Source organism: Nocardioides anomalus (assembly GCF_011046535.1).
Taxonomy (GTDB): domain Bacteria; phylum Actinomycetota; class Actinomycetes; order Propionibacteriales; family Nocardioidaceae; genus Nocardioides; species Nocardioides anomalus.
Map to the genome: position 1 here is coordinate 374,893 of NZ_CP049257.1, position 17,460 is coordinate 392,352.

Sequence of the window (17,460 nt, forward strand, 5' to 3'; positions counted from 1 at the left end):
GCGGACCCACGATTGCGGTCGTCGGGCGCGCTCTTGGGACGATGAGCGGATGGACGAGCGCGTGGCCCCCGCCCGCCCGCACCACAAGCTGACCGCCGACGGGCGACGGGTGCGGGAGGTGTTGAGCTACTCCCGGCGCGGCAACCGGTTCACCCCGCAGCAGGCCGCGGCGTGGGCGGCGCACCACGAGGCGTGGGTGATCCCCGACGAGGCCGTGGACGAGCCCGGCTTCTCGCTGGCCGACTGGTTCGGCCGCGAGGCGCCGCTGATCGTGGAGATCGGCTCGGGCGTGGGCGAGGCGACGGCCGCGCTGGCCGCCGCGCGCCCGGCGTACGACGTGCTCGCGCTGGAGGTCTGGCGCCCCGGGGTCGCCGACACCCTGTGGCGGGTGGCCGAGGCCGGCGCGTCCAACGTGCGCCTGGTCGGCGTCGACGCGGTGTGGACACTCGAGCAGCTCATCGGCGCGGGCGCGCTGACCGAGCTGTGGACGTTCTTCCCCGACCCGTGGCCCAAGCAGCGCCACCACAAGCGGCGGCTGGTCGACGCGGCGTTCGCGCGGCTGGCCGTGAGCCGGCTCGCGCCCGGCGCCACGTGGCGCCTGGCCACCGACTGGGGCGACTACGCCACCCAGATGCAGAAGGTGCTCGACGCGGAGCCGGCGCTCGAGGGCGGCGTGGTCGAGCGGTGGGCCGACCGGCCGGTCACGCGGTTCGAGCGCAAGGGCCTCGAGGCCGGCCGGGCCATCGTCGACCTGGCCTACCGCCGGGTCTGATCACCCTCCGAGGAGCGCGAGCTCCTCGTCGACGTAGGGGTCCTCCTCGCCGGCCGCCTCGAGCTCGGCCTTCAGCGCGGTCTGCACGGCGCGCGCCTCGTCGGTGCGGCCCAGGTTGCGCAGCGCCCAGCCCACCATCCAGCGCGCGACGCGCGTCGGGCCGGCCTCGCCCTGCTGCCGGCGTACGGCGAGGGCCCGCTCGAACGTCGCCAGCGCCGCGTCCCAGTCGCCCGCGTCGGCGTGCACCATGCCGAGGTTGTTGAGCAGCGACGCCTCCCACCTTCGAGCGGCCGGGTCCTGCGCGGAGCGCGCGACGGCCAGCGCCTGCTCGGTGAGCGCTCCCTGCTCGGCCGCGGGCGCGACGAGCGCGACCATGTGCAGGGCGTCGACGTGGAGCGCCTCGAGGCCCGCCTCCGCCGCGGCGCGGGCGGCCGCCTCCAGGTGCGGCCTCGCGTCGTCGGGTGAGCCGGCCGAGCGCAGCAGCCGCCCGCGCTCGAGCTCGCTGCGCACCGCGACCTCGTCGTCGCGGACCGTGAGGTGGTCGAGCACGGCGTGCCCCTCGGCGTAGCGCTCCTGGAGGCCGAGCGCCCGCGCGAGCTGGGTGAGCAGGACCAGGCGCTCGGCGCCCTCCGCCTCCTCCGCGGCCGCCCGGAAGCGGGCCTCGGAGCCGGCGGGGTCCCCGAAGTCCCAGAGCGCGGCCACGTCGGTCATGGGCCCATCGTGCCGGAATACGCTCGCGTCGTGACCGCCGTCGTCGAGCGGCCCCCGGGCACCCGGCGGCTGCACCGCGCGTGGCTGGTCGCCCTGGTCACGCTCGGGGCCCTGATCGCCGCGGCCGGCTTCCGCTCCAGCACGGGCGCGCTGCTCGAGCCGCTCGAGGAGGACTTCGGCTGGTCGCGGGCCACGACCAGCGGCGCGGTCAGCCTCAACCTGGTCGTCTACGGCCTCACCGCGCCGTTCGCGGCCGCGCTGATGGAGCGCTTCGGCGTGCGCCGGGTCGTGGGCTGGTCGCTGGTCCTGGTCGCGGCCGGATCCGGGCTCACCCTGGTGATGACGCAGGCCTGGCAGCTGTGGCTGCTGTGGGGCTTCGCGGTCGGGATCGGCACCGGCGCCCTGGCCCTGGTCTTCGGCGCGGTGGTGGCCAACCGCTGGTTCGTGTCCCACCGCGGCGTGGTCGTCGGCGTCTTCTCCGCGGCCAGCTCGACCGGTCAGCTGGTCTTCCTGCCGACCATCGCGCACCTGGCCGACGGTCCCGGCTGGCGCTACGCCGCGGGGCTGGTCGCCGCCTTCGCCCTCCTGCTCGCGCCCCTCGTGGCCTGGGTGGTCCGCGACCAGCCGGCCGACGTCGGCACCACGCCCTACGGCGCGCCCGCGGACTGGACGCCACCCCCGCCCGTCACCGCCTCGGCCAGCGCCGCCCGGCTGGCCGTGCGGACGCTGCGCGAGGCCGCGCGCTCGCGGGTGTTCTGGATCCTCTTCGCGACGTTCTGGATCTGCGGCTGGTCCACCAACGGGCTCATCGGCACCCACTTCATCCCCGCCGCCCACGACCACGGCATGCCCGAGACCACCAGCGCCTCGCTGCTCGCGCTCATCGGCGTCTTCGACATCGTCGGCACCATCGCCAGCGGCTGGCTCACCGACCGGGTGGACAGCCGCTACCTGCTCTTCGGCTACTACTTCTTCCGCGGCCTCTCGCTGCTCGTCGTCCACGCGCTGCTCGGCCCCACCGTCGAGCCCAGCCTGTTCGTCTTCGTGGTCTTCTACGGCCTGGACTGGGTCGCCACCGTCCCGCCCACCGTGGCGCTGTGCCGCCAGCACTTCGGCGCAGAGAAGGCGGGTGTGGTCTTCGGCTGGGTCTTCGCCAGCCACATGGTCGGCGCCGGCGTCGCCGCGGCGTACGCCGGCTGGATCCGCCAGGGGCTCGGCGACTACCTCGTCGCCTGGCTCACGGCCGGCGGGCTCTGCCTGGTCGCCGCCGGATTGTGCCTCACGCTGCCGCGGCACTCTCAACCTTCTGAGGCCCCGGCTCGTCCTTCCTCTCCGTGACCGACCCGAGCGAGCTCAGCTTCGCGGAGTTCATGGCCGCACGCTGGGCGCCGCTCTACCGCACGGCGTACCTGCTGAGCGGCGACCCGCACGACGCGGAGGAGCTGCTGCAGGGCGCCCTGGCCAAGACCTGTGTGAGGTGGGCGGCGGTCCGCGACAAGGGCGCGGCCGACGCCTACGTCCGCCGGGCGATGGTGCGCGCCCTGGCCAGCCGCTGGCGCCGGCCCTGGCGCGAGCTCGCGACCGACGAGCTGCCCGACCCGGGTCACGCCGGCGGTCTCGACGTGCGCGCCGACCACCTCGCGCTGTGGGCCGAGATCCGCCGGCTGCCGCCGCGGATGCGGGCCACGCTCGTGCTGCGCTACCTCGAGGACCTGACCGAGGAGGCGACCGCCCGCGAGCTCGGCGTCTCCGTCGGCTCGATCAAGAGCCAGACCCACCACGCCCTCAAGCGGCTGCGCGCCGCCCTCCCCGACCTGGAGCTGAGCCGATGACGCCCACCGACCTGCGTGAGGTGCTGACCTCCGTCCGCGACGCCGTCGACGTCCCGCCCACGCACCCGCTCGGTGTCGAGCGCCGGGCCCGCGCGGTGCGGAGGCGGGCGCGCGCCGGGGGCACCGTCGCGGTGGCCGCCGCGGTGGCCGCGGTCGCCTTCGGTGTCTCCGTCCTGCCCGGGGCGCCGGACACCCCCACCTCCGCGGCACCGGACCCGCAAGCGGGCGTCCCCGTCGTGCTCGACGGCGAGCTGGCGCTGCTCGACGCCGAGGGGGGACGTCGAGCCGACCGGGCTGCTGCTCCAGCGCGTGCTGGGCCGCGGGTCGCACGGCGTCGTGGGCATCGGCCCGGATCGCGACCTCGTCGTCGCCCAGCTCACCGCGGACGGCCTGGGGGACGTCCGCGCGCTCAGCACGGGGCCGGTGCGGAGCGCGGCGATGTCGCTCGACGGCACCGTGGTGGCCTGGGTCGACCAGGACCGCGGCTACCACGAGCACGGCACCACGGACGGCGCGTGGAGCTGGGAGGCGGCCAGTCAGGGTGGCTTCGTCGGGACCCTGCTCGCCGTCGACGGCGGGGACCAGGTGGTCCGCCGCGACGGGCGCGTGGTGCTGGAGCGGCCCCGGTCCGGGCACGCGCCGTCCCTGCTGGCGCCGGTCACCGCAGAGGCACGCGGGCAGCTGGCCGGCGGCGTGGCCGCGGTCGCCGGCCCGGACCACGTCGCGCTGTACGCACCGGACTCGGACGTCTGGCCGCGCCAGGTCCCGGCGCGGGCGGGCGCCCTCTCGCCCACGGGCGCGCAGTGGGCGGGGGGCGACACGGTCGTCGCCACCTCGACCGGGGCCGCCGAGGTGCTGGACGGTGACCTGGGCGGGGTCCCGGTCGCCGCCTGGTGGTCCTCGGCTCAGGACTACTGGGCGCTGACCGCGGTCGGCGGCGCGAGGTCGCTGTGGAGCTGCTCGCTCATCGACCACGCGTGCGTGCAGCGCTACGTCGACCGGACCGGCACCCTGGCGCTGCCGGGCTAGGGCCGGGCCGTCAGCCGGCGACGCAGCTCGGCCTCGCGGTGCAGGCGGGCCTGGTCACGCTCGCGGCGCGAGGCGATGACGGCGGCGAGGTAGGCCTCGGGCGGGGTGCCGGGCGGCGGCGCGGGTGCGACGTACTGGCTGACCTGGTCGGCCAGCCGGGTGCCGATGGTGGCGCGGGAGTGGGGGTCGAGGGTCGGCAGGCGCGCGAGGAACTGGCGCACGGCGAGCGCCAGCCCGGTCGGCAACGTGGCCATGTCGGCCTGGCGGGCCCAGGAGGCGAGGGGCGGCGGCATGAGGGTGGGCGGGTTGAGGCGCAGGCGCACCCGGTCGCGCACGACGTAGGTGCCGGCGGCGTAGTCGCCGAGGCGCTTGCCGCGCGAGCTGATGAGCGCGGAGAAGAACGCCGGGACACCGGTGAAGACGTAGATCTCCGGGATGGCGATGAGCGCGCGGACGAAGGCGTGCTGGAAGGTGATCGGCCCGGCGTCGTCGCGCACGGTGCGCAGACCGCAGGCCAGCTTGCCGAGCGACTTCCCGCGGGTCAGCGTCTCGAGGGTCGCGGGGTAGACCAGGAAGACGGTGATCATCGTGGTCACGAACGCCGCCCAGACCAGGGCCTCGTCGGCCTGGAGCGCGGCGACCACGAACACGAAGATCGCGGCCACGAACAGGATCATCGTGACCACGGCGTCGATGAGCCCCGAGACGATCCGGCTGCCCAGACTGGCCGGGGGCAGGTCGAGGGCGACGGCCTCGCCGGTGACCAGGTCGTCGGTGGTGACGGTGGCGAACTCGGGGGTGCTCATGCGGTGCTCATGCCTGGGTCGCGACCCGGTCCTCGAGGTAGCGCGCGTCCACGTCGCCGGTGACGCCGCGGTGGTGGGCCTGGCGACCGAGCACGAAGACGTAGGCGAAGAAGGCCAGCTCGGCGGTGACGCCGATGCCGACCCGCGCCCACGTGGGCAGCCCGGACGGCGTCACGAACGCCTCGATCACGCCGCTGACCGCGAGCAGGCAGGCCAGGCCGAGCGCGACCGTCCCCGCCGTCCGGCCCTCGCGGGCGATGGACTGGGTGCGCGTCAGCTCGCCGGGCTCGATCCACGACCAGAACAGCCGCAGGCCGACGCCGCCGGCGACGAACACGCAGGTCAGCTCGAGCAGCCCGTGCGGGAGGATCAGGCCCCAGAACAGCTGGCCGCGGTCGGCGTGGGTCATCAGCGAGGCGAGCACAGCGAGGTTCTCGATGTTGCCGTAGAGCAGGTAGATCACCGGCAGCCCGAGGATCCCGAACGCGATGCACAGCGCGCTGACCCACGAGTTGTTGATCCAGACCTGCAGCGCGAAGTGCGAGGCGGCGTACTCCGAGTAGTAGCCCTCGATGTCGTTGTTGACCAGCTGGTCGATCTCCTGCTGGCTGAGCAGGCTCTGCTCGACGTTCGGGTGGTCGATCAGCCAGAGCAGGAGCACTCCGGTGACCACGACGTTGCCGGCCAGGCAGCCCAGCCACCAGCGGCGCAGGCGGTAGAGGGCGGCCGGGAAGCGCTCGGTGAAGAACGCCTGGAAGCCCCGCCACGAGCTGACCCGCGTGCCGACGGCCTTGTTGCGGGCCTTGGCCAGCAGGCTGGAGAGGTGCGCGACCAGCGAGGGGTCCGGCGCGGACGTGCGCACGACCGAGAGCTGGGTGGCCACCTGCTGGTAGAGCCCGACGAGCTCGTCGCTCTCGGCGCCACTCAGCTTGCCGCGGTGCAGCAGCTGCTCGAGGCGCTGCCACTCCTGGGCGTGGGCCAGCACGTAGGCGTCGAGGTCCACGCCGACAGCCTAAGTCGGCCCGCGACACGCCGTACGCTGTCCTCGTGAACACACTACTGCGCGTCGCGCAGTAGTGTGCGCTGCGTGGACACGACCCAACTGCTCAAGGGCGTCCTCGACGTGGCCGTGCTGGCCGTGGTCGAGGACGAGGACGGCTACGGCTACGACGTGCTGCGCCGGCTCCGGGCCGGCGGGCTGAGCGAGGTGGGCGACGCGTCGGTCTACGGCACCCTGCGCCGGCTCTACGCCGCCGGCGCCCTCACGTCGTACGTCGTGCCGTCCGACGAGGGCCCGCACCGCAAGTACTACGGCATCACCCCGGCCGGCCGGGCCCAGCTGGCCGGCCAGACCGAGGACTGGGAGCGCTTCGCGCAGACCGTGAGCGCCCTGCTCTCCGACACCCGCACCGTGACCCGCCCGAGCAGCACCCCCGAGCCGCAGCCCGAGAACCAGCACCAGGGAGCCTCCGCGTGAACCCCACCACCGCCGTCCACCCCGAGGTCGCCGCGTTCCTCGACCGCGTGCGCCGCGAGCTGCTCGACCTCGACGAGGAGCAGCGCGAAGAGCTCCTCGACGGCCTCGAGGCCGACCTGTCCGAGCAGCGCGCCGCGGGCGACCCGCTGCCCGACCCCACGGCGTACGCCGCCGAGCTGCGCGCCGCCGCCGGCCTCGGCGCTGCGCGCGCGCCGCGGCTGCGGCTGCGCCGGCCCGCCCGGTCGGTGGCCGACGTGCTGGACGAGGCCCGGGACGAGTGGACGTCGTGGACCACGCGCCACGAGGCGACGCGGACCGCGTGGACGCTCGTCGAGGCGCTGCGCCCGGCGTGGTGGGTGCTGCGGGCGTGGGTGGCGGCGACGCTGCTCGACCAGCTGGCCGGGCCGTGGGAGCGCGTGACGCTGTGGCCCACCCTCGGCGTACCCCTGCTCGGGCCGGTGGTGCTCCTGGCCGCCGTCGTGATCAGCGTGCTCATCGGGCTGGGCCGGCTGTGGCCCGGGTCGGGGCCGGAGCGCTCGACCGCCGCGCGGCTGGTCCTGGTCGGGCTCAACGTCGTCGCCGTGCTCCTCCCGCTGACCTTCACCCTCCCGACCGGTCACCAGGACCACACCGTCTACGCCTCGCCGCTGCACCCGGCCAAGGCGCCCGACGTGCTGCGCCACGGCCGCGAGGTGGTGCGCAACATCTACGCCTACGACGCCCAGGGCCAGCCGCTGCAGGGCGTGCAGCTGTTCGACCAGGAGGGCCGGCCGGTCGCGGTCTCGCCGCGCTCGTCGATGGGTCGCGGCCAGCAGCGCGAGGTCACCTGCCCCTGGCTGAACGGCACCACGCAGCTCTACAACGTCTTCCCCCTGCCGCAGCGCACCCAGAAGCGCGGGACCTGCCTGCGCGACCTGGGCCAGGTCGGGGAGCCCGGCTTCCGGCCGGTGCCGCTGGCCTCGGTCCCGCCGGTGAGCCCGGTCAGCCCCTGACACCAGTTCCGGCAAAGCCGGGCGCGGGGGGCGGGCGGACCGGGAAAATACCCCCGTGAGCATGTCGGCCACCGTCGACGTGTCCGACTCGCTGGACGAGGCGCGGACCCGCCTGGTGCGATCAGCCCGGGCCCTGAACGGGGCGTGGGCGGCCGCGGTGTGCCTCATGGCGTTCCTCGTGGTGGCCAGCCTGCTGCTCCTGCTGGTCGCCATCACCATCCGCCCGGTGTACGTCGTGATCTGGTCGGTCCTGCTCGCGGCGACCGGCTACAACGTGACGCGGTTCTGGCCGCGGCGGGTCGTGCGGCCGGGCCACGTGCTCGGCCGGCGGGACCGGGACGCGCTGCGCGGGGTGCTCGACCCCGAGCGCACGGTGGCGTTTCCTGAGGTCGTCCGCCTGGTGGCGCAGCCCGAGCTCGAGGTCACCGAGGGCGAGCTGGTGGTGGGGATGCCGCTGCTGGCCTGCCTGCAGCAGGGCGAGCTGAGCCAGCTGCTGCGCGTCGCGGTGGCGCAGGCCGAGGTCGAGGACCACCGCTCGGTGCGGTGGGCGCTGCGCGTGGCGCACGGCCAGATCGGGCGCCCGCTCGTCGGCCGCCGCCCGCGCCCGTCGTGGTTCAGCGCGTGGTTCACCGAGACCGTGAGCTCCCAGGCCGCGGCCCTCGAGGGCGACCTGGGCAACTGGGCGGGGGCGTGCGAGCGGGCCCTGGTGGCGCGGTCCCAGGCGGCCTCCGACGCCCGCGACGCGCGCGACGAGGTCGCCGACGCCTGGCTGCTGCTGCGCACGGAGTGGCTCGCGCCGGCCTACGAGCGCGGGCGGCGGCACGTGGCGCCGTTCACCGGGCTGCGGCACTTCGTCGAGGGCGCCGACCGGGCCGGGTGGCTGGCCCGGCCGCGGCCGTGGTGGCCGCCGACCGGCGTCCTGGCCGACCTGGTGGCCGGCCACGAGGAGCGGGTCGCGCTCGACCTGGACCGGCGCGGGGCGGGGCTCGAGCCGCTCACCTGGGACCAGCACCCGGCCGAGGTCAGCGTGCCGCAGTGGCGGGCGCTGGTCTCGCGGGTCCTCGACACCGCCCGGCGCTCGTCGTACGACCCGGCGGTGACGCTCGACTCGGTCCTGCGGCTGGTCGAGCAGGAGGGCCGCGCCCACGCGGAGAAGACCGTCACCCGCGTCCTGACCGCGGCCATCAGCGTGGCGGCGGTGGACTCGCGGCACTTCGTGCCCACCTGGAGCTGGCCGGACGGGACGCGGCTCGACGCGGAGGCCGACGGCTGGACGCTGCCGGTCGAGACGATCGTCGCCGAGGTGCTGACCATGGTGCGCAGCGGCGGCGGCGTCGAGCGGGCGTACGCCGAGCTGCGCGAGGCCCTCGAGCGGCTCGGCGTCGACGTCCACGAGCCGCTGTGGCTCGACGACGACCGGGCGCCGCGGCCCCAGCGACCGGTCGGCTCGTTCCTGGCCCGCCAGGGGCTCGCCGCCCGGATGGTGGTGCTCACCGACCGCACCCTGCACGTCTTCCGCGACTCCCACGGCCCCCGGCTGCTCCAGCCGCGCGGTCCGCGCGACGCCACCGTGGAGATGCGCAAGCGGATGCTGACCGTCTGGCAGGGCGACACCACCGACCAGGTCCTGACCGTGGACGTCGCCGACGTGCGGCGGGCCCGGCTCGGCCCGGCCGCGGGCGGGCTGTGGTGGCGGCTCAGCCTCGACACCGACGGCGGCACCGTCGTGCTGCGCGGTCGCGGTGACGGCCAGGAGGTCGAGGCCGAGGTCGGCGCGTGGCTGGGCCGCTCGGTCCAGCGGTCCTGGGTCGACACCGCGCCCGGCGTCCGCGGCCTGCGCCACGTCCTCGGGCTCGGGGGCGCCCTGGTGGGCCGCGACCGCGCCCGCACCGACTAGGGCGTGTTGATCAAGGCATCCACGCTGAGTTGATCGACCCGCCCTAGAGCGCGACCGCCACCAGCGCCGCCGCGAGGGCCGCGACCGCGAGCCCGGTGCGCACCCGGTCCACCCGCAGCAGCCGCGCCACGAGGGCGTCGTCGCGCTTGACCAGCCGCCGGTGCAGCGGCGCCGCGAAGGCCGCCGTCACCAGCACGGTCGCCGCGGCCAGCACCACCGCGACGACCGCCCACGCGGTCCGGTCGACCAGCAGCCACCACACCGCGGTCGCGGCCAGCGCGACGTACACCACGCCGACCAGCGGCGCGATGGCCCGGCTGTGCCGGTCGTGCGCCTGGCGCCAGTGCGCGGCCCGGACGTGGGAGAGGGTCGGGTACACCACGGTGCTCACCGTCGCCTGGAAGCCGGCGTGCACCCCTGCCGCGGCGACGAACGCCGCGCCTGCGAGCTCCTTCACGAGTCCAGACGATAGGGGTACTGCGGGTCATGAAGCTGTACGCCGACCTGCCGGGCCGCCGCGAGCTCCAGCTCCTGGGCGACCTCGGTCTCGCCGTCTGGGTCGTGGTCTGGATCTACCTGGCCGCCAAGACCCACGACGCGGTGATGGCCCTGGCCGCGCCAGGACGCAAGCTCGACGAGGCCGGGACCTCGATGGCGAGCCGGCTGCGCGACGCCGGCTCGACGGTGGGTGGCATCCCGTACGTCGGCGACGACGCCAGCCGCCCCTTCGACGGCGCCGGCTCGTCGGCCGACCAGATGGCCGCCGCCGGCCGCTCGCAGGTCGCGGCGGTCGAGACCATGGCCTTCTGGATCACGCTCGCCGTCGCGCTCGTGCCGATCCTGCTGGCGCTGGCCTTCTACCTGCCGCCGCGGATCCGGTTCGTGCGCAACGCGACCGCCGGCCAACGGTTCCTGGACTCCGCGGCCGACCTCGACCTGTTCGCGCTGCGGGCCATGGCCCACCAGCCTTTGCACGTGCTGGCCGGCGTCAGCGACGACCCGGCCGCGGCCTGGCGCCGCCAGGACCCCGACGTGGTCCGCCGCCTCGCCGCGCTCGAGCTCAAGGCGGCCGGGCTCGCGCCGCCGCCCGGCGCCTAGAGGAGCCCGTTGGCCTTGAGGGCCAGGTAGTGGTCGGCCAGCGCCGGCGGCAGCCGCTCGGCGTCGGCGTCCACCACGTCGAGCCCGACGGCGCGCAGCAGCTCGGCCGTGCGGCGGCGCTGGACCATGGCCTGCTCGGCCGCCGCCGCGTCGTACACCTCATCGATGGTGCCGCGCGTGGCGGCCAGCCGCTCGAGCTCGGGATCGCGCACCGAGGCCAGGACGACCCGGTGGTGCCGGGTCAGCGACGGGAGCACCGGCAGCAGTCCCTGCTCGACGGCGCTCGGCTCCAGCGGCGTCAGCAGCACGACGAGCGCGCGCTGCCGCCCGAACTGGGTGACCGCCCCGGCCAGCGCCGACCAGTCGGCCTCGGCGATCACCGGCTCGAGGTCGGCCATCGTCTCCTGGAGGTTCGCGGCGACGTCGCGGGCGCCGGCCGAGCGCAGCCGCGCGCGGACGCGGCGGTCGCCGGCCACGAAGTCGACCCGGTCGCCGGCCCGGGCCGCGAGCGCGGCGAGCAGCAGGGCGGCGTCCATGGCCGAGTCGAGCCGGGGCACGTCCTCGACCCGGCCGGCCGAGGTGCGCGAGGTGTCGAGGACGAGCACGACCCGCCGGTCGCGCTCGGGCTGCCAGGTGCGCACCACGACGTTGCGGTTGCGGGCGCTGGCCCGCCAGTCGATGGAGCGGACGTCGTCGCCGCGGACGTACTCGCGTAGGGAGTCGAACTCCGTCCCCGCCCCGCGCACCCGCACGGCGGCGCGTCCGTCCAGCTCGCGCAGGCGGGCGAGCCGGCTGGGCAGGTGCTTGCGCGACTCGAACGGCGGCAGCGACCGCACCGCTCCTCCGACCGGGAAGGTGCGCTGCCGGCCGGCCGCCCCGAGCGGCCCCCGGGTGCGGACGGTGACGCCGAGCGCGCGCAGGTCGCCGCGGCGCCGGGGCCGCAGCGGGGTGCGCAGCAGGACCCGGTCGCCGGGGGACAGCACGACGCGGTGGCGGTTGGCGCCGGCGCCCGCGGTCGGCTGCCAGGCGTCGCGGACCAGCGCACTGACGCGCCGCCGGCCGTCGTTGGCCACGACCAGCTCCGAGGTCGCGTCGTACCCCATCCGCACGGTGCCGACCGGCCGCCTGGTCAGCGAGAGCCACGACGGGGCGGGGGAGAGCAGCACGTCGAGGAGCAGGACGGCGGCCACGACGAGCAGCCACAGCCCGACCGTGGACGCCTGCGGGCGCAGCACGACCGGCACCAGCCCCAGCAGGAGCAGGAGCGGCGCGCGGCCGGTGAGCACCATCAGCGCGGGACCGGCACCGAGTTCAGCGCGGAGGCGAGGACCTCGGCCACGTCGACGCCCTCGAGCTCGGCCTCGGGCCGCAGCCCGAGCCGGTGCACGAGCGTGGCGTGGGCCAGCGCCTTGACGTCGTCGGGCGTCACGAAGTCACGCCCGGTCAGCCAGGCCCACGCGCGGGCCGAGCGCAGCAGTGCGGTCGCGCCGCGCGGGCTGACACCGAGCGAGAGCGACGGCGACTCGCGGGTGGCCCGCGCGATGTCGACGATGTAGCCGACCACCTCCGGACTCACCGAGACCGTCCCGACCGCGGCCTGGCCGGCGGCGATGTCGGCCGGCCCGGCGACCGCGGTGACGCCCGCGGCGCGCACGTCGCGCGGGTTGAAGCCCGCGGCGTGCCGGCGCAGGATCTCCAGCTCCTGCTCGCGCTCGGGGATCGGCAGCACCACCTTGAGCAGGAAGCGGTCCAGCTGCGCCTCGGGCAGGGGGTAGGTGCCCTCGTACTCGACCGGGTTCTGGGTCGCGGCGACCAGGAACGGCGCGGGCAGCGGGTGGCTGACGCCGTCGACCGAGACCTGGCCCTCCTCCATGGCCTCCAGCAGCGCCGACTGGGTCTTGGGCGGCGTCCGGTTGATCTCGTCGGCCAGCAGCAGGTTGGTGAAGACCGGGCCCTCGCGGAAGGTCAGCTCGGCGCCCTGGCGGCTGTCGATGACCATCGAGCCGGTGATGTCGCCCGGCATCAGGTCGGGGGTGAACTGCACGCGCCGGGTGCCCACCGACAGGGCGCCGGCGAGGGTGCGCACGAGCAGTGTCTTGGCCGTGCCGGGCACGCCCTCCATCAGCACGTGCCCGCCGCAGAGCAGCGCGACCAGCAGCCCGGAGACCGCGGCGTCCTGACCGACCACGGCCTTGCCGACCTCGGCGCGCACCGCGGCCAGGCGCTCGCGGGCGCCCCCGGCGTCGGGGGCGCTGGCGGCCTGGGGGGACTCGGTCATGTGCGGCGCACCTCTCTGTCGAGCTCGGCCAGCTGGTTGGCCAACGTGATGAGTTCGCGGTCCGAGGACGGTACGCCGCCGCCGGGGGCCAGCAGGTCCCCGACCGCCTCCGGCGTCCGGCCGGTGCGCCGCGCGACCTCGCGCACCACGTCCTCGGCCCGCGCCGCCGAGCCGAGCCGCAGCCGCTCGGCCAGCCGGGCCCGGGCCGCGCGGCGCAGGGCCTCGGCCGCGTGTCCGCGGTCGCCCGAGCGGCGATACATCCGGCCCAGGCTGCGGGTGGTCTCCACGGCGCGGACCACGACGGGCAGCGGCTCGGTGGCCAGCGGTCCGAGCCGACGGGCCCGCCAGAGCACGACGAGCAGCAGGACCAGGACGCCGAGGACCAGGGACGGCCGGACCCAGCGCGGCAGCAGCGACTGGAGGGTGACGCCCTCCCCGTCGAGCAGGTCGTCGAGCGAGGGGACGTACCAGACCAGCCGCTGGTCCTGGCCGAGCAGCCGCAGCGCCACGGCCGCGTTGTCGGCGCGCAGGACCTGGTCGTTGGTGAGCGCCTGGTCGGCACCGAAGAGGGTGATGCCGTCCGCCGGCTCGGCCACCACGGCACCGACCTGGCCGGCGAAGCAGTCACCGTCGGGGTAGACCGCCGCCGCGTCCACCTCGAGGGTCAGACCGGCGAAGCGCGGGTCGTCGCAGCCGGCCTCGCGGCCCTGGCCGAGCGTGGCGATGCCGCCGCCGCCGACCTCGCCGAGGGCGTCGGCCACCCCGGGCCCGGCCCCGACGACCACGACGTGGTGGGCCTCGGCGGTGTCCTCGCGCAGCCGGTCGATGGTGCTCGGGCCGAGCAGCTCGGGGGAGACCACGACCACCGAGGTCGCGCCGTCGACGGTGGCGGCCGCGAGCGCGTCGGCGTCGCGGACCACCTCGACGTCCACGCCCTGGTCGTCCAGGACGCGGGCCACCGCGCGGGCGCCGGTCGGGTCCGGGTTGTCGGGGTCCATCGGCGCCGTCGTGCGGGTGCCGACGCCGACCACGACGGCCACGACCACCGCGACCAGCAGGGCCGCGCCGATGAGCACGGTCGAGCGGTGCCGGCGCAGCAGGCCCGGGGCCGCCGTCGTCGTGCTCACCGCCGGGCCACCAGGGCGTCGTCGAGCGCCAGCACGGCCGCCGCCTGCTCCCGGGTGGCCGGGCGGTCGCCGTACAGCACGGCGTCGAAGTGGCCCGCGCTGCGGCGGACCTGGTCGGCCGAGCCGGCGTACTCCCCGGCCAGGGACTCCGCGACCTCGTGTGCCGTCGCGCCCGGCGCGTCGCCGAGCCGGCCGCGCTCGACCTGGCGCAGGGTCAGCGCGCGGAAGGCCTCGACCAGCGCCTCCTCGTGCCGCCCGGCGGCCAGCGCGGCCTCGGCCCGCGCCCGGAGCTCGTCCGCGCTGACCGTCTCGCCGGTCAGCACGGGCTGCTCGAGGCCCCGCTCGGAGGCGGTGCGCCGGGCGCGGGAGACCAGCCAGGCCAGCGCGAAGGCGAGGAGCAGGAAGACGACCATGGCCATGAAGGTCGACAGCGGCGGCGCCTGCTGGGCCTGGTCGAGGCCGCTGCCGACCTTGCGCTGGAGCCAGTCCAGGATCCGCAGGAAGACGTTCTGGTCGTGGTACTCCGGGCGCAGCAGCTCACGGCGCAGCGCAGAGCGCGCCTCGTCGCCGGAGGGGCCGAGCGGGGGGTCGAGCCTCACGAGGTGGTGACCCCGGCCTGCTGCATCAGCTCGACGTCGTAGGCCTCCTTGCGCATCCGCTGGTCGAGGTACTGCAGCGAGGTCACCGAGGAGGTGAACGGCGTCACGAACGCCGACGAGAGGACCTGCGAGAGCGCCTGGGACACGGTGAGCACGATGAGCGTGTACTTCAGCCCGGTCACCGCGATCACCACCTGGGCCACGATGCTGACCGGCACGCCGACCACGTTGCCCGCGATGCCGACCACGACGAGCGTGAGCAGCGCGATGCCGAGGGTGCGCCAGAACTGGCGGCGGGTCAGCGCGAAGCCCCGCGCGACCGCACCGACCACCCCGACCGGCTCGAGCATCAGCGCCGGCACCGGGAGGTAGTAGACGCGCACCCAGAACCACACCAGGAAGGCCAGGAAGACGGGGATGCTCACCACGGCCCACACCACGACCGCGAGGGTGCTGTCCCCGGCGGCCGCGAGGACGGCGACCCACAGCAGGACGTACGCCGCGACGACCAGCAGCGCCGACACCCCGAGCAGCAGGGCCAGCCCGACCAGCCGCCACCGCTTGCCGCGGGTGGCGGCCCAGGCCTCCCCGAGGCTGAGCCGGCGCCCGATCGCGGCCGCCGCCACCACGTGCGCGGTCATGCCGGTGACCAGGATCGTGCCGAAGGTGCTCAGCACCAGGCCGATGGCCCACGAGCCGATCGAGCCCACCACGCCGACCAGCTCCAGGTCGTCCAGGGACGACCCGTCCGTGGTGTCCAGCGAGGTGCCGACGGTGAAGCTCAGCACCGCGGTGACCACGATCGGCACCACCCACGCGACCGCCGAGACCAGCACGGCCGAGCCGACGGTGGCCTTGGGGTTGAACCGGATGACGCGGAACGCCGCGTCGTACATGTCGCCGAGCGTGAGCGGCCGCAGCGGCATCGCGCCCGGCTTGTGCGCGGCGCCGAGCATGCCCGGCGCCCACGTCGGGGGCTGCTGCGGCGGGACCGGCGGCGGCGCCCACCCGGGCGGCGGCTGGCCGGCGTACGACGGGGGTGGCGGGGGTGGCGGCTGCCAGCCGGGCGGCGGCGGGCTCCCCGGGTCCGTCATGGGCCAATCCTCTCAGGCCGCCGCTCGCGGCGACGCGCTTCTCGTGATCGCCCGGGTGCTCAGGGAGCGGCGCGCTCCGCGTGGTGCGAGGGCAGCACGCAGGCGGTGTCCAGGCCGAGCACCCGGTTGAGCCGGCCGAAGGACAGCCACGAGCCCAGGCACATGGTCAGCTCGACGATCTCGGCGTCGGAGTAGACCGCCTTCATCCGCGCCCAGAACGCCTCGCTCAGCCCGTGGTGGTCCAGGGCGTAACGCTCGGCGTACTCCGCGGCCAGCCGGGCCCGCTCGTCCAGGTCCTCGGTGGTCCGCCACGCGGTGACCGCGTCCGGGAAGGAGTCCTCGACCCTCTCGCCCGCGCGCTCGGTGCGCCAGTCCTGGCAGAACAGGCACCCGTTGATCTGCGCGATCCGCAGCCGCGCGGCCTCGAACTCGCGCAGCCCGAGCGTGCTGTGCTCGTAGACCGCCTGGGCGAACGCCGCGGCGGCCGGCCCGATGCCCGGCACCATCCGGCCCCAGACGTGGACGATCGGGTCCTGGCCCTCGGGGACGTCGACGATCATGCGGGCGCCTTCCTGCTCGAACCGGTCAACCGCCCGACGGCGGGGGACAGGGGCACGTCGAGGCCGTCGTAGACGCCCGGCTCGGCGGCGCGCAGCCACGGGATGGCGTTGACCAGCCGGTTCGCCGCCGTGGCGTTGCCGCCGGCGGCCCGGTTGCCGACCCCGTCGACCGGCTCGTCGGTCGCCTCGAGCGACACCTCGATCCGCGGCCGGCCCTCGATGAGCACGGTGTGCGCGCCGGCGCCGCCGTCGGGCGGCACCGGCCAGTCCGCCGCCACGCCCGGCGCGATCCGGGTGACGTGCTCGACCACGATCCGCGGCACGCCGTCGACCACGCCCCGGACCTCGAAGCGCAGCGCGCCCTGGGTCCCGGCCGCGAACAGCCCGAGCGCCGTGGTCACGTCCGCCTCGAGCGGTCGGCGCTCGAGGCTCTCCTCGATCGCGTCCAGCTCGACGCCGAGCGCGCGGGCCACCAGGCGGACCTGGCCGCCCCACACCATGGTCGGCACACCCGGCGCGACCATCGGCGGCTCGTAGGACATCGACTCGCCCATCCCGACCAGCAGCCGCACCGCCTCCGCGGCGTCGTAGGTGGAGTAGTCGAAGACCTCGCGGCAGCGCACCTGCTCGACCTCGCCGGCGAGCGCGCTCACCAGCACCGGCAGCACGTCGTTGCCCCAGCCGGGATCGACGCCGGAGACGAACAGGGCCGAGCCACCCGCCCGGCACGCCTCGCGCAGCGGGTCGACCAGCGCCGCCGGGGCGCTGCGCGGGTCGTAGAGCGCGTAGACCGACGGCGTCACCACCACCGCGCCCGACGCCAGCGCCCGACGTACGTCGGCCAGGGCCGCCTCGGGGCGCACGTCCCCGGACGCGGTGTAGGCCACCGCCCCGGCTCCGGCGAGGGCCGCGTCCACCTCGGAGGTGAGCGGCACGCCCAGCGTGCGGTCCAGCCGGGCGACGTCCCCGGCGTCCAGGCCCACCTTGTCCGGTGCACCGGTGAGCACGGCCGAGAGCCGCAGCGCGGGGTGCGCCACCACCGCCCGGATCGCGGCGCGGCCCATGTTCCCCGTGCCCCACACGACCACGTCGGTCGGCTCGGCCGCCGGGTCGGGGAAGTAGAACGTGTTCTCGTCCGGCACGCCCCGACTGTAGGGTGGAGACCGCTCCTACCACCACCGCTGCGCC

General features: G+C 75.7%; 19 protein-coding genes. 8 read left to right on the forward strand and 11 right to left on the reverse strand.

Annotated elements, in window-relative coordinates; genetic code table 11:
- Positions 1-49 precede the first annotated feature (49 nt).
- Complete coding sequence (gene trmB / locus G5V58_RS01955; RefSeq protein WP_165228285.1) at positions 50-772, forward strand: tRNA (guanine(46)-N(7))-methyltransferase TrmB; 723 nt, start codon at positions 50-52, stop codon at positions 770-772.
- Here the strand turns inward: trmB and G5V58_RS01960 are convergent, their stop codons facing one another.
- A complete protein-coding gene (locus G5V58_RS01960) occupies positions 773-1,483 on the reverse strand; it encodes a tetratricopeptide repeat protein (protein ID WP_165228287.1) in 711 nt (236 codons plus the stop codon).
- Positions 1,484-1,513: 30 nt separating this feature from the next.
- Here G5V58_RS01960 and G5V58_RS01965 point away from each other — a divergent pair, with 30 nt between their 5' ends.
- The 3 genes from G5V58_RS01965 (at position 1,514) to G5V58_RS01975 (ending at position 4,344) form a co-directional block, all read left to right on the forward strand.
- Positions 1,514-2,821 carry an MFS transporter gene (locus G5V58_RS01965; RefSeq protein WP_230487008.1) on the forward strand — a complete coding sequence of 436 codons (1,308 nt, stop codon included), beginning with the start codon at positions 1,514-1,516 and terminating at the stop codon, positions 2,819-2,821.
- Positions 2,818-3,315: a SigE family RNA polymerase sigma factor gene (locus G5V58_RS01970; RefSeq protein WP_165228289.1), complete on the forward strand. Its 498-nt coding sequence runs from the start codon at positions 2,818-2,820 to the stop codon at positions 3,313-3,315. The genes G5V58_RS01965 and G5V58_RS01970 overlap by 4 nt, the downstream gene beginning before the upstream one ends.
- 309 nt (positions 3,316-3,624) lie before the next feature.
- Entirely contained in the window at positions 3,625-4,344 is a 720-nt protein-coding gene (locus tag G5V58_RS01975) for a hypothetical protein (protein WP_165228291.1), read from the forward strand.
- On the opposite strand, the gene G5V58_RS01980 is transcribed toward G5V58_RS01975, so the two are convergent.
- Both G5V58_RS01980 and G5V58_RS01985 read right to left on the reverse strand, forming a co-directional pair.
- The gene (locus G5V58_RS01980) at positions 4,341-5,150 is read right to left on the reverse strand and encodes an RDD family protein (protein WP_165228293.1); all 810 of its coding nucleotides are present in this window, start codon (positions 5,148-5,150) and stop codon (positions 4,341-4,343) included. The two genes, G5V58_RS01975 and G5V58_RS01980, sit on opposite strands and share 4 nt — an antisense overlap.
- Positions 5,151-5,157: 7 nt before the next feature.
- On the reverse strand, positions 5,158-6,153 hold the full coding sequence (locus G5V58_RS01985; RefSeq protein ID WP_165228295.1) for a stage II sporulation protein M: 996 nt from the start codon (positions 6,151-6,153) through the stop codon (positions 5,158-5,160).
- Positions 6,154-6,237: 84 nt separating this feature from the next.
- On the opposite strand from G5V58_RS01985, the gene G5V58_RS01990 reads away from it, so the two are divergent.
- From G5V58_RS01990 to G5V58_RS02000, 3 genes are read left to right on the forward strand one after another with little or no spacing between them, the layout of a single operon-like run.
- Positions 6,238-6,627 (forward strand): PadR family transcriptional regulator, encoded by a 390-nt coding sequence (locus G5V58_RS01990; RefSeq protein WP_196240550.1) that lies wholly within the window; start codon positions 6,238-6,240, stop codon positions 6,625-6,627.
- Positions 6,624-7,619, forward strand: coding sequence for a hypothetical protein (locus G5V58_RS01995; RefSeq protein ID WP_165228299.1), 996 nt, complete (start codon positions 6,624-6,626; stop codon positions 7,617-7,619). The genes G5V58_RS01990 and G5V58_RS01995 overlap by 4 nt, the downstream gene beginning before the upstream one ends.
- 55 nt (positions 7,620-7,674) lie before the next feature.
- Positions 7,675-9,516, forward strand: a complete 1,842-nt coding sequence (locus G5V58_RS02000; RefSeq protein ID WP_165228301.1) for a hypothetical protein — start codon at positions 7,675-7,677, stop codon at positions 9,514-9,516.
- Between the two features lie 43 nt (positions 9,517-9,559).
- Here the strand turns inward: G5V58_RS02000 and G5V58_RS02005 are convergent, their stop codons facing one another.
- On the reverse strand, positions 9,560-9,973 hold the full coding sequence (locus tag G5V58_RS02005) for a DUF1772 domain-containing protein (protein WP_165228303.1): 414 nt from the start codon (positions 9,971-9,973) through the stop codon (positions 9,560-9,562).
- 29 nt (positions 9,974-10,002) lie between these two features.
- On the opposite strand from G5V58_RS02005, the gene G5V58_RS02010 reads away from it, so the two are divergent.
- On the forward strand, positions 10,003-10,614 hold the full coding sequence (locus G5V58_RS02010) for a hypothetical protein (protein WP_165228305.1): 612 nt from the start codon (positions 10,003-10,005) through the stop codon (positions 10,612-10,614).
- Here G5V58_RS02010 and G5V58_RS02015 read toward each other — a convergent pair.
- The 7 genes from G5V58_RS02015 to G5V58_RS02045 are packed head-to-tail and all read right to left on the reverse strand — an operon-like array spanning position 10,611 to position 17,414.
- Positions 10,611-11,903, reverse strand: a complete 1,293-nt coding sequence (locus G5V58_RS02015; protein WP_165228307.1) for a DUF58 domain-containing protein — start codon at positions 11,901-11,903, stop codon at positions 10,611-10,613. The two genes, G5V58_RS02010 and G5V58_RS02015, sit on opposite strands and share 4 nt — an antisense overlap.
- Positions 11,903-12,892 (reverse strand): AAA family ATPase, encoded by a 990-nt coding sequence (locus G5V58_RS02020; protein ID WP_165228309.1) that lies wholly within the window; start codon positions 12,890-12,892, stop codon positions 11,903-11,905. The genes G5V58_RS02015 and G5V58_RS02020 overlap by 1 nt, the downstream gene beginning before the upstream one ends.
- Positions 12,889-14,019 carry a DUF4350 domain-containing protein gene (locus tag G5V58_RS02025; protein WP_165228311.1) on the reverse strand — a complete coding sequence of 377 codons (1,131 nt, stop codon included), beginning with the start codon at positions 14,017-14,019 and terminating at the stop codon, positions 12,889-12,891. Before G5V58_RS02025 ends, G5V58_RS02020 begins: the two co-directional genes overlap by 4 nt.
- The gene (locus G5V58_RS02030; protein ID WP_165228313.1) at positions 14,016-14,618 is read right to left on the reverse strand and encodes a DUF4129 domain-containing protein; all 603 of its coding nucleotides are present in this window, start codon (positions 14,616-14,618) and stop codon (positions 14,016-14,018) included. The genes G5V58_RS02025 and G5V58_RS02030 overlap by 4 nt, the downstream gene beginning before the upstream one ends.
- Positions 14,615-15,712, reverse strand: a complete 1,098-nt coding sequence (locus G5V58_RS02035) for a hypothetical protein (protein ID WP_165228315.1) — start codon at positions 15,710-15,712, stop codon at positions 14,615-14,617. The genes G5V58_RS02030 and G5V58_RS02035 overlap by 4 nt, the downstream gene beginning before the upstream one ends.
- Before the next feature lie 59 nt (positions 15,713-15,771).
- Positions 15,772-16,272, reverse strand: coding sequence for a carboxymuconolactone decarboxylase family protein (locus G5V58_RS02040; RefSeq protein WP_165228317.1), 501 nt, complete (start codon positions 16,270-16,272; stop codon positions 15,772-15,774).
- Entirely contained in the window at positions 16,269-17,414 is a 1,146-nt protein-coding gene (locus G5V58_RS02045) for an NAD(P)H-dependent amine dehydrogenase family protein (RefSeq protein ID WP_165228319.1), read from the reverse strand. The genes G5V58_RS02040 and G5V58_RS02045 overlap by 4 nt, the downstream gene beginning before the upstream one ends.
- Positions 17,415-17,460: the final 46 nt, after the last annotated feature.